Raw genomic sequence first — 12,701 nt, 5'->3', positions numbered from 1 at the left:
ACGGCATGGGCGGAGCGCCTGCTCCGCCGGCGCCGGGGTAGGCGGCGCCGCCCGGTCCGCCGGGGCGCGGTCGGCCGCCGGCGGGCGCGTCGTCGGCCTGGCTGGTGGAGGAGGCGAGCGTACGGCTGCGCACCCGGTACAGCCCGGTGTCGAGGTCGTCGGCCTTTTCCAGGTGGACCTTGATCGGGCCCATGAAGGTGTAGCGCTGCTGCTTGGCGTAGTCGCGCACCATGCCGGCGAGCTCGTCGCCGAGCTGGCCGGAGTAGGGGCTGAGCCGCTCGTAGTCCGGCGTGCTCAGCTCCACGATGAAGTCGTTGGGGACGACCGTGCGATCGCGGTTCCAGATGGTGGCGTTGTTGTCGCACTCGCGCTGGAGCGCGCCGGCGATCTCCACGGGCTGGACCTCGGACTTGAACACCTTGGCGAAGGTGCCGTTGACCAGACCCTCGAGACGCTGCTCGAACTTCTTCAGGACTCCCATGGGGCACCTCCTCCGTAGTGGCTGTCGTCCCGAGCCGTGCTGCTTACCTGGTACTGCTTACTGATCGTATCCACGCGCCGGTGAATCGGCTGGTTCCCCCTGTCGACACCCGTCGACGGGTGTCGATGTCCTCTCCGTCCACCTGCTTCTCGTACTCGCTTCTGCCCAGGATCGTAGAGGCGGCCTTGGACCAGTGTCCCGCACCTGGCTGTGCTCCTCGTCCGGCTCCTGGGGAGACGGCCGCCATAGGTACGAGGTTGATACGTGAACCAGTCACCGCCGAGACGTACGAGGCCGCCGACGGGTCCCCACCTGCTCCCTGCCCGCCAGAAAGGGATGTGAACGCACCCTGGACCGCGTGCTAATGTTCTGCATGTCGGAAGGCGGCAGGCCGAACAGCCCACAAGCCGGAAGACACACCCAATGCGCGGGTGGCGGAATAGGCAGACGCGCTGGATTCAGGTTCCAGTGCCCGAAAGGGCGTGGGGGTTCAACTCCCCCCTCGCGCACCAGCCGAAAGCCCCGTAGGTCCATGACCTACGGGGCTTTCGCATGTTCCGGAGTGGTTCGAGCGCGGGGCAGGTCCAGGCCATGGTCGCTCACCGTGTGTGAGGAACATCTCAGGGTCGTGGTCGGCAGAAGTGCGCGGGTGTTTCACGTGAAACATCCCCTACGACGGCCGGAGAGGACCGCGTCTTCCAGGGCCTGACGGGTCCACGCCCGCGGCTGTACGGTCTGCACGAGTTGATGTTCGGCTCGTCGGGTCGACGGGCGTACGCGTGCGGGGGAGGCGGTCATGGCGACCGAGGCCGAGGGTGCAGGGGCGGGAACGGGCGAGGCGCGCAGGCTGCCCCGGGTGCGAGGGTTCGCCGAGTGGCCCCCCGGGCGTTCCGCCGGGGCGGGATCGGATGCGGCTCCCGTGACGCCCAAGGCGGAGGGTCGGCAGCTGCGCCACAGGGTGTCGCGGTCGGCGCACGCCGAACTGGTCCTGGACGCCGCCAGGCCGGACGCGGTGGCGGCGGTCGAGGAGTCGGGCCGGGGCCGGATCCCGGAGCTCACGCCGATAAGGGTCGGCCGGATGGCGGCGACGCCGTTCGCCTTCCTGCGCGGCTCGGCGGGTCTTATGGCGTACGACCTGGCCCGCACCCCCATGACCGGCGTGCGCGCCCAGATCTGCGGGGACGCCCACGCCGCCAACTTCGGTCTGTACGGGGACGCCCGGGGCGGCCTGGTCATCGACCTCAACGACTTCGACGAGACGGTCGAAGGGCCCTGGGAGTGGGACCTCAAGCGCCTCGCCGCTTCCCTGGTGCTCGCGGGCCGGGAGGCCGGCGCGGACGAGGACACCTGCCGCCGGGCGGCGCACGGCGCGGCAGGCTCCTACCGGCGCACCATGCGGCTGCTGGCCAAGCTCCCGGTGCTGGACGCCTGGAACGCCATCGCCGACGAGGAACTGGTCTCCCACGCCGACGCCCGCGACCTGCTGGGCACGCTGGAGCGGGTGTCGGAGAAGGCCCGGGCCAACACCAGCGGGCGGTTCGCGGCCAAGTCGACCGAGGCGACGCAGGACGGCGGCCGCCGCTTCGTCGACGCGGCGCCGGTGCTGCGCCGGGTCCCGGATGCGGAGGCCCATGCGGTGGCCGCGTCCCTGGAGCACTATCTGACCACCCTGTCCGAGGACCGTCACCCGCTGCTGTCCCGTCACGCGGTGCACGACGTCGCCTTCCGCATCGTCGGCACGGGCAGCGTGGGGACGAGGTCCTATGTGGTCCTGCTGCTGGACCACCAGGGCGAGCCGCTGATCCTGCAGGTGAAGGAGGCCCGCGCGTCGGCGCTGGTCCCGCACCTGGTGACCGCCGGTTTCGACGCGCCGGAGGTGGACCACGAGGGCCGCCGGGTGGTGCTCGGCCAGAAGCGCATGCAGGTCGTCAGCGACATCCTGCTGGGCTGGACGACGGTCGACGGACGCCCCTTCCAGGTACGGCAGTTCCGCAACCGCAAGGGCAGCGTCGACCCGGCCGCGCTCGCCGCCGACCAGGTCGACGACTACGGCCGGATGACCGGCGCCCTGTTGGCCCGCGCGCACTCCCACAGCGTCGACCCGCGGCTGATCGCCGGCTACTGCGGCAAGAACGAGGAACTCGACGAGGCGATCGCGGCGTTCGCCGTGGCCTACGCCGACCGCACCGAGGCGGATCACACGGACCTCGTCGCGGCGGTACGGGCGGGAAGGATCGCGGCCGAGACGGGAGTCTGAGCCGGGTCGGGCGTCACGGCTGCGCCCGGCGGGGTGCGCCTGCGAACGGCGTACGCAGAGGCGCTGGGCGCGTTCGAGCGTGCTCGACGCGGCCTCGGCCAGGGCTTGTCCGGCCATGATCCGCCGGAGAGGCCCTAGGCTGGTCGGGTGACGACCCCCGAAGCTGAGCAGCCCCGGCCCGAGGCGCGGCTGGAGCAGGCCGTGCGGGCCGCCGAGCAGGCGTTGATCGAGTTCGAGATCGCGGTGGAGACCTTCCGCGTCGAGGTCGAGAACTTCTCGCGGCTCCACCACCAGAAACTCGGTCCGATGTACGCCCGGCTCGACGAGCTGGAAGCGCAGATCGCCGAGGCGAGGGCAGCCCGCACCGGTGACCCCGAGGATCTGCGCAGGGCCGCCGAGGCGCGGGCCCGGGTGCTGCCGATGCCCGGGGTCGAGGAGCTGTTCCACGGCTGGATGGACGGCGAAGGGCTGTTCCCGGAGGCCGCGGCGATGCTCACGGACCAGTCGGTGCGGCCTCCCGACCGGGTGCGGCCCAGCGAAGGAGCCCGCAAGCTTTACCGCGAGCTGGCCCGCAAGGCCCACCCCGACCTGGCCCAGGAGGACGACGAGCGGGCCCGGCGCGAGGAGTTCATCACCCGCGTCAACGCGGCCTACGCGCGGGGCGACGAGGTCCTGCTGCGCGAGCTGGCCGAGGAGTGGGCGGCCGGTCCTGCGCCCGCCGAACGCACCCCGAGCCCCAGCGAGGAGCTTTACGCGCGTCTGGAGTGGCTCGCCCAGCGCAAGGAGATGCTCACGCTGGTCGCCCGCGAACTGGAGGAGAGCGCGATCGGCTCGATGCTCCGGATGGCTCCCGACGACCCCGACCGTCTCCTGGACGAGATCGCCGACAAGCTTCTCGCCGACGTCTCCGCACGCGAGGCGGAACTGGCGGAGCTGGCGGGCTGACGCCGCCCCGCCGTCATCGCGCCGTCGCGCCTTGGCGTCGGTCGGGTAGCGTCGGGGCCATGAGTTTCGGAGCTGGTGTGCCCACGGTCGAGGTCGGGGACCTCAAGGACGACGACTTCCTGCTGGACGTCCGCGAGGACGACGAGTGGCAGGCGGGGCACGCCGAAGGGGCGCTGCACATTCCCCTCAGCGAGTTCGTCGCCCGCTACGCAGAGCTGACCGAGGCGGCGCCGCAGGACGGCCGGGTCCATGTGATCTGCCGCTCCGGCGGCCGTTCCGCCCAGGTCACCATGTACCTCGCACAGCAGGGCATCGACGCCGTCAACGTCGACGGCGGTATGCAGACCTGGGCCGCCACGGGCCGCCCGGTCGTCACGGACGAGGGCACGCCGGGCTTCGTCCTCTAGGACCGTCTCGTCCCACGACCCTGTGGGACGCCCGTGTGGAGCGACCTTGTCGGGCTGTCCCGTGGGCGTGGTCCTGTGTGCCCGTGCGGCGCGCAGGCGGGTCAGCCGAGGGGATGGGCGGCGAGCAGGTCGCCCAGCGCCTCCTCGTGCGCCGCGGCCGGGCCCAGCGACAGTTCCAGGTGTTTGGCCCAGGCGTGGTACCGGTGCAGCGGGTAGTCGACGTCGGCTCCGAAGCCTCCGTGCAGATGCTGCGCGGTCTGCACGATCCGCCGGACGCCGTCCGAGGCCCAGATCTTGGCCACGGCGACGTCACCGGACGCCGGCAGCGCGCCCGGCGCGCCGGAGGCGATCCGCCACGCTGCCTGCCACAGGGTGACCTCCATCGCGCGCAGGTCGATGTAGCGGTCGGCGGTCTGCACGGCGACGGCCTGGAAGCTGGCGATGGGGTGACCGAACTGCTCGCGCTTGCTCGTGTAGTCGCCGGTCATCCGCAGCACCCGCTCGCCCAGCCCGAGGGCCAGGGCGCACGTGCCCGTGGCGAGCAGGGTGCGAAGCCGCTCCCATGCGCCGTCGGCGGTGATGACGTCCCGAGCGGGGATCCGCGCCGATTCCAGGCGCAGTTCGCCGAGCCGTTCGCCGGTGGTGGAGATCTGCTCGGCGAGCACGACTCCTTGGTGCTCGCGCGGCACGAGGGCGAGGATGCTGCGGTCGTCCCCGGTGCGCGCCGGAACGAGGACGAAGTCGGCGTCGTACGCCCACGGCACGGCCGTCTGCACGCCGTCCAGCACCCACACGCCACCGCCCGTGCCGCCCGCACTGTTCCCGGAGCCGGAGCCGGAGCCGGAGCCGGTGTCCGGGGTGGAGTCTGTGCCGGTGCCCGTGTCGTCGCCGGTCTCCGGCCGGGCGGTGACGGCGAGTTCGGCCGGGCCGTGGCCGGTGCGGCCGTTGGCGGCGACCGTCAGGACGACTTCGCCCCGCCCGGCCCTGGTGAGCAGAGCCGACCTCGACTCCGCCCCACCGTAGGCCTGTACGGCGGCCAGGGCGGCGCTGTGCTCCAGCAGCGGCACCCGCGCCAGCACCTTCGCCGACTCTCGCAGCACCAGGCAGAGGGCGACCGCGTCCAGGCCGGAGCCGCCGGAATGCTCGTCGAGCAGCAGACTCAGCAGGTCCGCCGCCGCGAGCCTGTCCCACAGCGCGCGGTCGAAGGATTCGGCCACGGCGCCCCTGGTGAGCGCCGGGCTCGGCACGCTGTCGGGGGCGACCCCGGCGAACACTCCCCGCGCCGCCTCGGCCGCGGCCCGCTGCTCCTCGGTGAAGGTGAAGTCCACGGCCTGTCCTCCCGACGGGTCAGTTGATCTGACGGGTCGTCAAGATAGAACAGGTTCTAGGAGAAGGGAACGGGCGGTGGCTCAGCGGTCGAAGTCCACCTCCACCGCCTCCGTCACCGGGTGCGACTGGCAGGCCAGTACGTACCCCGCGTCCGTCTCCTCCGGCTCCAGAGCGAAGTTGCGGTCCATGCGCACCTCGCCGGACACCAGGAAGGCCCGGCAGGTCCCGCACACCCCGCCTTTGCAGGCGTAGGGCGCGTCGGGGCGGTTGCGCAGCACCGTCTCCAGGACCGACTCCCCGTCCTGCACGGGCCAGCTGCCGCCCCGGCCGTCGAGCCGGGCGGTCACGGTGCTGTGGGCGGGGGCCGCCGTCTGCGCGGGCTGCGGTGCGGCGTCCACATGGAAGATCTCCTCGTGGATCCGCGACCGCGGCACTCCGATCTCGCGCAGCGCCTGCTCAGCGCCCTGCACGAGCCCGAACGGTCCGCACAGGAACCATCCGGCCACCTGCCGCACCGGCAGCAGCGAGGGCAGCAGTCCGGTCAGGCGTTCCCGGTCCAGCCGCCCGGAGGGGAGCCCCGCCTGCTGTTCCTCGCGGGAGAGGACGGTGACCAGCTGGAGACGCTCGGGAAAGCGGTCCTTGAGGTCGGCGAGTTCCTCGAGGAACATCGTCGAGGCGGCCGTACGGTCACTGCGCAGAAGACAGAAGCGGGCGGAGGGCTCACGGGCCAGCAGCGTGGCGGCTATCGACAGCACCGGAGTGATGCCGCTGCCGCCGACGATCCCCGCGTAGAGGCCGGGCGCGGGGTCGAGCGTGAAGCGTCCCGCGGGAGTCATCACGTCGAGCTCGTCGCCGACGCCGATCTCCTTCATCGCGTACGTCGAGAAGGCTCCCCCCTCGACCAGCCGCACGCCCACCCGCAGGGTGCTGGGCCCCGGGCCGTGGGGGTCGGGCGCGGGCGAGCAGATCGAGTACGTCCGCCGGACCTCGAACCCGTCGCTCCCGCCGGTCCTGTCGCTCCTGCCGGTCCTGTCGGCGCCGAGGGCGGCGTCGGTTCTCCCGGCCCTCATGCGCAGGGCGAGGTGCTGTCCCGGAGCGTGCCGGAACTCCTCGCGCAGCTGCTCGGGGACCGTGAGGGTGAGGGCGACGGAGTCGTCCGTGAGGCGGTCCACCGCGGCCACCCGGAGCGAGTGGAATCGCGCCATCACAACTCCTTGAAGTGGTCGAAGGGTTCACGGCAGGCCAGGCATCGCCGCAACGCCTTGCAGGCGGTGGAGGAGAAGCGGCTCAGCAGCTCGGTGTCGGCGGAGCCGCAGAGCGGGCACCGGATCGGGTCCGGCGCCGCGGCGGGCTCCACGGCCGGGTCGGCGACCGCGGCCACGGACCCGCCCGGGACCGTGTGGCCGGCGCCCGGCGCGGCCGGCGCGTGGACGGTGGGCGGGCCGGTTCGGGTCGGTCCGAGCTCCAGCGGCACCGGCCCCGGTTCGCGCACGGTGCGCGGCGGCGCGATGCCGAACTCGCGCAGCTTGCGACGCCCTTCGGCGGAGATGTCGTCCGTCGACCAGGCGGGCGTGAGCACGGTGCGCACCGTCACCTCACGCACCCCGTGCTCGCGCAGCGCCCGTTCGATGTCCAGGGACATCGCCTCGATCGCCGGGCAGCCGGTGTAGGTGGGGGTCAACTCCACCTCGACGACGTCCGCGGCACCCAGGCGCACCGCGCGCACCACGCCGAGTTCCTGCAGGGTGAGCACGGGCAGCTCCGGGTCGAGCACCGAGCCGGCGACCGCGAACAGTTCCGCCTCCAGAGCGGTGGGCGTCACCATGTCGCCCCCGGGTGACTGCGGTGCAGGTGCTGCATCTCGGCGAGCATGCGGCCGAACGACTCGGTGTGCAGGCCCTCGCGGCCCGCGCCGGCGGCCCACGCTCCGGTGCGCGGCCCCTCGGGCAGCGCCAGACCGGCCCGCCCCAGGAGGCCGCCCACCGACTCCAGCCAGGCCGGTTCCAGGTCTGCCGGGTCGACGCCGAGGCCCTCCAGGGGACGGAACATCTCGCCGGTGAACCGCCACAGGGCCGTGCAGGCGCGCCGCATGCGCTCATGGGCGACCTCGGTGCCGTCGCCCAGCCGCAGCGTCCACTGCTCGGCGTGGTCGCGGTGGTAGGCGACCTCCTTGACGGCCTTGGCGGCGAGCCCCGCCAGCGGGCTCCGCCCGGTCGCCAGCCGGTCGTACAGCAGGTGCTGGTACGTGGAGAAGTACAGCTGGCGGGCGATGGTGTGGGCGAAGTCGCCGTTGGGCTGTTCGACCAACTGGAGGTTGCGGAAGGCGCGTTCCTCCCGCAGATAGGCCAACTCGTCCTCGTCGCCGACCATCGACAGCAGGATCCGGGCCTGGCCGAGCAGGTCGAGCGCGATGTTGGCGAGCGCGACCTCCTCCTCCAGCACGGGCGCGTGGCCCATCCACTCCCCCAGGCGGTGGGAGAGCACCAGGGCGTCGTCGCCCAGGGCGAGGGCGGCGGTGGTCGTGTGGGCCGCCGTGGGCGCAGGTGCTTCGCGCGTCACAGGTGCTTCACCCCCTCCGGGATCTCGTAGAACGTCGGGTGGCGGTACGGCTTGTCGGCGGCCGGCTCGAAGAACGGGTCCTTCTCGTCCGGCGAGGAGGCCGTGATCGTCGAGGACGGCACGACCCAGATGGAGACGCCTTCGCCGCGGCGGGTGTACAGGTCGCGGGCGTTGCGCAGGGCGAACTCGGCGTCCGGCGCGTGCAGGCTGCCGGCGTGGGTGTGGGAGAGGCCGCGCCGGGAGCGCACGAAGACCTCCCACAGGGGCCAGTCGGTGTCGGTCATGCCTGCTCCACTTCCGTCTTGGGGCTGTGCTTGGCCGCGTAGGCCGCGGCTGCCTCGCGCACCCACGCGCCCTCGTCGTGTGCGCGTTTGCGCTGGGTGATGCGCTGCTCGTTGCACGGCCCGTTGCCCTTGAGGACCTCCTTGAACTCGGTCCAGTCGATCGGGCCGAAGTCGTGGTGGCCGCGCTCCTCGTTCCACTTCAGGTCCGGGTCGGGGAGCGTCAGGCCGAGGGACTCCGCCTGCGGGACGCAGATGTCGACGAAGCGCCGGCGCAGTTCGTCGTTCGAATGGCGCTTGATCTTCCAGGCCGTCGACTGCGCGGAGTGCGCGGATTCGTCGTCGGGCGGGCCGAACATCATGAGCGACGGCCACCACCAGCGGTCCACCGCATCCTGGGCCATGGCGTGCTGCTCCGGGGTGCCGCGGCTGAGGGCCAGCAGGAGTTCGTAGCCCTGGCGCTGGTGGAACGACTCCTCCTTGCAGACGCGGACCATGGCGCGCGCGTACGGGCCGTAGGAGCAGCGGCACAGGGGGACCTGGTTGGTGATGGCGGCGCCGTCCACCAGCCAGCCGATCGCGCCGACGTCCGCCCAGGTGAGGGTCGGGTAGTTGAAGATCGACGAGTACTTCTGGCGGCCGGTGTGGAGCTTGTCGAGCAGGTCTTCACGGCTGGCGCCGAGGGTTTCGGCCGCGCTGTACAGGTAGAGCCCGTGGCCCGCCTCGTCCTGGACCTTCGCCATGAGGATGGCCTTGCGGCGCAGGGAGGGCGCGCGGGTGATCCAGTTGGCCTCCGGTTGCATGCCGATGATCTCGGAGTGGGCGTGCTGGGCGATCTGGCGCACCAGCGTCGCGCGGTAGGCGTCGGGCATCCAGTCGCGTGGCTCGATGCGTTCGTCGGCGGCCACCGTGGCGTCGAAGACGCGCTGGTACGTCTCGTCGGCGCCGATGCCGCCCTCCTGCCCGGCGTGCCCGTGTGTGCGGGCCGTCTGGTGCGCGGCTGCTGTCGCCATGCGGTCCCCCTTGACCTAGGGCCCCGGCTGGGCGCCGCGGCCTCGGCTCTGCCCGAGCCTTCTCCCGACCGATCGTTCGGTCCGTGCGATTCCATGGTGGGACGGCCGTCGTATGGTGTCAACCGCTGTGGATAACCTGCGGGCGTCCCCTGTGGACAACCGCCTCGCCCCCGGCCGGTTCCCGGTGCCGCCGGGGGGAGGGCTGCGCCGAACGGGTGATGCTGAGTACCGTTCGCGATTGCGCGACGTAGCGCGGAGGACGACCGGGATCGGGGAACGGGGCGGAATGGACGCGTACGACGGAGGCTCCGGCGCTCCACAGGGGCGCAGCGGACCGGGGGAGGCGCAGCCGCCGCGGGCCGGGGCCGCCCTGCCCGGCCCTCGATCCGGACTCCCGAGCCCTGAGGCGGGATCGCCCGCTGAGGCTGGCGGCACCGAGGCCGGGGGCGCCGAGGCCGGGGGCGCCGAGGCCGGGGGCGCCGGGGCTGGTGAGAGGGCGGCCGCCGTTGCCGCCCGCGCCTCCGGGCCCGACGCCGCCGAGGCGGGCAACCCCGAGCCCGGTGAGCGGGAGGCCGTCGCTCCTGTGGCGGACAGCCCTGAGTCGGGCGCCCCCGGGGCCGGGAGGCCGGAGGCCGTCGCTTCCGAGGCGCATGAACCGCAGGTCGGCGTTCCCGGGGCCGGTGGCCCTGAGGCCGGTGCCCTGGCGTCCCGTACGGGTGTGGCGGCCCTCTCCCCGCGCTATCAGGTCTGCGCCGCGCTGGCGCTCGCCGTCGTCGCGGTCGTCGTCTGCCTGCAGGTCGGGATGGTGTTCCTGCACGTCGCGCCGTCGAACACCGTCACCAAGGCGCACGGCAAGGCGATCGACGACTGGATCTACCCCGAGTTCGAGCAGAACTGGAAGCTGTTCGCGCCGAACCCGCTGCAGCAGAACATCTCCGTCCAGGTCCGTGCCCAGGTGCGCACCGAGGACGGCGGATCGCGGACCACCGGCTGGTACGACCTGTCCGCACAGGACGGCCGGGCCATCGACGGCAACCTGGTGCCGAGCCACACCCAGCAGAACGAACTGCGCCGCGCGTGGGACTTCTTCACCGCGACGCATGACAACGACAACCGCTCGGTGGGCGTCCGGGGTGCTCTCGCCGAGACGTATCTGCGCCGCATCGTGGTGCTGCGGCTGGAGCGCGGCGGCGCGGCCGCCGGCGGCGTCGTCGAGCGGGTCCAGGTCCGCTCCCGGACCACCAATGTGACCCCGCCGAAGTGGAGCACCGAGAAGGTGTCGACGAGCCCCGTGTACCGCGAACTGTCCTGGTGGTCGGTGCCGGACGGCGCGAGCGAGGGAGGCACGAGGTGAACCGGTTCTCCTTGTCGGTGTCCGCCGGCATCGCCCGTGTCACGGAGTCGGCGTTCGCGCCGTACCAGAGCGCCGTGGTCCGCATCGGCTTCAGCGTGACCTGGCTGCTGTTCCTGTTGCGCGAGTTCCCTCACCGTGAGGAGCTCTACGGCCCCGACGGCCCCTGGAACTGGGAGCTGGCCCGGCAGCTGATCGATTCCAACGGGGCGTTCACCGCCCTGATGTGGTCCGACGGGCGGGGCTGGTTCGAGGTCGTGTACGCGCTCGCGCTGCTCTCCAGCGCGCTGCTGCTGCTGGGCTGGCGCACCCGTGCGATGTCGGTGCTGTTCATGGTCGGCGTGCTGTCGCTGCAGAACCGCAGCGTCTTCGTCGGCGACGGCGGCGACAACGTCCTGCACCTGATGTCGGTCTACCTGGTCTTCATGCGCTGCGGCCGGGTGTGGTCGCTGGACGCGCGACGGGCCCGGCGCGAGCAGGAGGCACGCGCGCGGGGAGAGCGGGTCACGGACCGGGTCGGCCCCGTGCTGTGGGCCGTGTCCGGGTGCGCACTGATCACGGTGACCGTGGCGGACCGTTTCCACAGCGAGTGGACCATTCCCGCGCTCCTGTGGGCGGCGTGGTGCGTGCAGGGGCTGTGGTGGGCCGTGGGGCGACTGAGGAAGTCGACGGAGCCGCGGATCCTGTTCGACGTGATCGGCAACGTCCTGCACAACGGCGCCCTGGTCGTGATCATGGTCGAGGCCTGTCTGATCTACGCGACGGCCGGCTGGTACAAGATCCAGGGCTCGCGGTGGCAGGACGGCACCGCCGTGTACTACCCGTTGCACCTGGACTACTTCTCGCCCTGGCCGATGCTCGCCGACCTGCTGTCCGCCAGCGGCACGATGGTCATGATCGCCACCTATGGGACCGTCATCGTGCAGGTGGCCTTCCCGTTCACCCTTTCCAACCGGCGGTTGAAGAACGTGCTGCTCGCGGTGATGATGACCGAGCACGCGGTGATCGCCGTCGTGCTGGGGCTGCCGTTCTTCTCCCTGGCGATGATCGCGACCGACGCCGTCTTCCTGCCCACTCCGTTCCTGCACCGGATCGGCGGCTGGGCGGTACGCGCGCGTGAGCGGCTGTTCTCCGGCGACGACGGGGACGGCGACGGCAGTGGCAAGGCGGCGCCGGAGCCGGCCGACGAGGACGCCGCGCCCGCGCGCGTAGGGTTCACGGCATGACCGACCCAGTGACCGCCGGCCGCGATCCGCTCGGCCGGTGGCGCGGGCTCGCGGGCGACGCCGTGCTGCTCGACGGCTTTCACGCCCTCAAGCACGCCGTGCGTTTCGGGGCCGAGATCCCGGTGGCGGTCGCCGTCGACCGGCGCGCGGCCCTCGCCCTCGCCGAGGAACTCGCCCCCGACGTGCGCGAGACGCTGGACGGGCTGCTGACGGAGGCCACGGAGGCGGCGTACGCCTCCCTGGTGCCGCGTCCGCATCCCACCGCGGTCGCCGCCCTGGCCGTGCGGCCCACCCGTGCGGTCAACCTGGAGCGGCTGGGACGCGTGCCCCGGACCTCTCCCGTCGTCGTCCTCGACCATCCGCGCAATTTGGGCAACGCGGGAGCGGTGATCAGGCTGGCCGCCGGATTCGGGGCGACCGGCGTGGTCACCACCGGCACGCTCGACCCGTGGCATCCGACCGTGCTGCGCGGCGGGGCTGGACTGCACTTCGCCACCGCCGTGGAGCGGATGGACGTCGACGAGCTGCCCGCCGGCCCGGTGTTCGCCCTCGACCCGGAGGGCGACGACATCCGGGGCGTCGAACTCCCCGACGACGCCCTGCTCGCGTTCGGCTCGGAGCGCAGCGGACTCTCCACCGAACTGCGCGCGCGGGCGGACCATCTCCTCGCCCTGCCGATGCGCCCTCAGGTCTCCAGCTACAACCTCGCGACCAGCGTGGCCATGACGCTGTACCACTGGAGCGCCTTCGGGGGCACGCCGACCGGCGCACCGCCCGTCCCTTGAGGCCCCGGGTCTCGCCCAGGGGGCCGCAGGACGTCCTGCGGCCCTCCTCGGCCCCTCGCGGTGCTGT

General features: G+C 72.3%; 13 protein-coding genes and 1 tRNA gene. 7 read left to right on the top strand and 7 right to left on the bottom strand.

The annotated features are described in order from the left end of the window. A partial coding sequence (locus BG482_RS25990; RefSeq protein ID WP_141746662.1) for a DUF3662 domain-containing protein occupies positions 1-481 on the bottom strand: 481 nt, incomplete at its 3' end. Positions 482-906: 425 nt separating this feature from the next. On the opposite strand from BG482_RS25990, the gene BG482_RS25985 reads away from it, so the two are divergent. From BG482_RS25985 to BG482_RS25970, 4 genes are all read left to right on the top strand, one after another. Continuing rightward, positions 907-993 (top strand) — tRNA-Leu (locus tag BG482_RS25985). A gap of 284 nt (positions 994-1,277) precedes the next feature. Beyond that, on the top strand, positions 1,278-2,738 hold the full coding sequence (locus tag BG482_RS25980) for a DUF2252 domain-containing protein (RefSeq protein ID WP_069771554.1): 1,461 nt from the start codon (positions 1,278-1,280) through the stop codon (positions 2,736-2,738). A 147-nt stretch (positions 2,739-2,885) separates the two neighbouring features. Continuing rightward, on the top strand, positions 2,886-3,683 hold the full coding sequence (locus BG482_RS25975) for a J domain-containing protein (protein ID WP_069771553.1): 798 nt from the start codon (positions 2,886-2,888) through the stop codon (positions 3,681-3,683). 77 nt (positions 3,684-3,760) lie between these two features. Beyond that, positions 3,761-4,090: a rhodanese-like domain-containing protein gene (locus tag BG482_RS25970; protein ID WP_069771552.1), complete on the top strand. Its 330-nt coding sequence runs from the start codon at positions 3,761-3,763 to the stop codon at positions 4,088-4,090. Positions 4,091-4,191: 101 nt separating this feature from the next. Here BG482_RS25970 and BG482_RS25965 read toward each other — a convergent pair whose 3' ends face one another. From BG482_RS25965 to paaA, 6 genes are all read right to left on the bottom strand, one after another. Next, entirely contained in the window at positions 4,192-5,418 is a 1,227-nt protein-coding gene (locus BG482_RS25965; protein WP_069771551.1) for an acyl-CoA dehydrogenase family protein, read from the bottom strand. Positions 5,419-5,499: 81 nt separating this feature from the next. Next, positions 5,500-6,624: a 2Fe-2S iron-sulfur cluster-binding protein gene (locus BG482_RS25960; RefSeq protein ID WP_069771550.1), complete on the bottom strand. Its 1,125-nt coding sequence runs from the start codon at positions 6,622-6,624 to the stop codon at positions 5,500-5,502. Further along, entirely contained in the window at positions 6,624-7,244 is a 621-nt protein-coding gene (locus BG482_RS25955; RefSeq protein WP_069771549.1) for an iron-sulfur cluster assembly protein, read from the bottom strand. Before BG482_RS25955 ends, BG482_RS25960 begins: the two co-directional genes overlap by 1 nt. Next, the gene (gene paaC, locus BG482_RS25950; protein WP_069771548.1) at positions 7,238-7,978 is read right to left on the bottom strand and encodes a 1,2-phenylacetyl-CoA epoxidase subunit PaaC; all 741 of its coding nucleotides are present in this window, start codon (positions 7,976-7,978) and stop codon (positions 7,238-7,240) included. The genes BG482_RS25955 and paaC overlap by 7 nt, the downstream gene beginning before the upstream one ends. Further along, positions 7,975-8,262: a 1,2-phenylacetyl-CoA epoxidase subunit PaaB gene (gene paaB / locus BG482_RS25945; protein WP_069771547.1), complete on the bottom strand. Its 288-nt coding sequence runs from the start codon at positions 8,260-8,262 to the stop codon at positions 7,975-7,977. Before paaB ends, paaC begins: the two co-directional genes overlap by 4 nt. After that, positions 8,259-9,272, bottom strand: a complete 1,014-nt coding sequence (gene paaA, locus BG482_RS25940) for a 1,2-phenylacetyl-CoA epoxidase subunit PaaA (RefSeq protein WP_069771546.1) — start codon at positions 9,270-9,272, stop codon at positions 8,259-8,261. The genes paaB and paaA overlap by 4 nt, the downstream gene beginning before the upstream one ends. A gap of 286 nt (positions 9,273-9,558) precedes the next feature. Between paaA and BG482_RS25935 the strand changes: the two genes are divergently transcribed. The 3 genes from BG482_RS25935 to BG482_RS25925 are packed head-to-tail and all read left to right on the top strand — an operon-like array spanning position 9,559 to position 12,634. Next, on the top strand, positions 9,559-10,626 hold the full coding sequence (locus BG482_RS25935) for a DUF5819 family protein (RefSeq protein ID WP_069771545.1): 1,068 nt from the start codon (positions 9,559-9,561) through the stop codon (positions 10,624-10,626). Further along, positions 10,623-11,849 carry an HTTM domain-containing protein gene (locus BG482_RS25930; RefSeq protein WP_069771544.1) on the top strand — a complete coding sequence of 409 codons (1,227 nt, stop codon included), beginning with the start codon at positions 10,623-10,625 and terminating at the stop codon, positions 11,847-11,849. The genes BG482_RS25935 and BG482_RS25930 overlap by 4 nt, the downstream gene beginning before the upstream one ends. Beyond that, positions 11,846-12,634 carry an RNA methyltransferase gene (locus BG482_RS25925; RefSeq protein ID WP_069771543.1) on the top strand — a complete coding sequence of 263 codons (789 nt, stop codon included), beginning with the start codon at positions 11,846-11,848 and terminating at the stop codon, positions 12,632-12,634. Before BG482_RS25930 ends, BG482_RS25925 begins: the two co-directional genes overlap by 4 nt. Positions 12,635-12,701: the final 67 nt, after the last annotated feature.

This window comes from Streptomyces sp. LUP30, assembly GCF_001746365.1.
Classification (GTDB): domain Bacteria; phylum Actinomycetota; class Actinomycetes; order Streptomycetales; family Streptomycetaceae; genus Streptomyces.
This window is presented reverse-complemented; position numbering and strand designations above follow the sequence as displayed.

Coding starts and splice junctions, on each gene's coding strand:
- paaB (WP_069771547.1), bottom strand. CDS start 8,262: ATGACCGACACCGACTGGCCCCTGTGGGAGGTCTTCGTGCGCTCCCGG.
- BG482_RS25925 (WP_069771543.1), top strand. CDS start 11,846: ATGACCGACCCAGTGACCGCCGGCCGCGATCCGCTCGGCCGGTGGCGC.
- BG482_RS25980 (WP_069771554.1), top strand. CDS start 1,278: ATGGCGACCGAGGCCGAGGGTGCAGGGGCGGGAACGGGCGAGGCGCGC.
- paaA (WP_069771546.1), bottom strand. CDS start 9,272: ATGGCGACAGCAGCCGCGCACCAGACGGCCCGCACACACGGGCACGCC.
- BG482_RS25935 (WP_069771545.1), top strand. CDS start 9,559: ATGGACGCGTACGACGGAGGCTCCGGCGCTCCACAGGGGCGCAGCGGA.
- BG482_RS25960 (WP_069771550.1), bottom strand. CDS start 6,624: ATGGCGCGATTCCACTCGCTCCGGGTGGCCGCGGTGGACCGCCTCACG.
- BG482_RS25955 (WP_069771549.1), bottom strand. CDS start 7,244: ATGGTGACGCCCACCGCTCTGGAGGCGGAACTGTTCGCGGTCGCCGGC.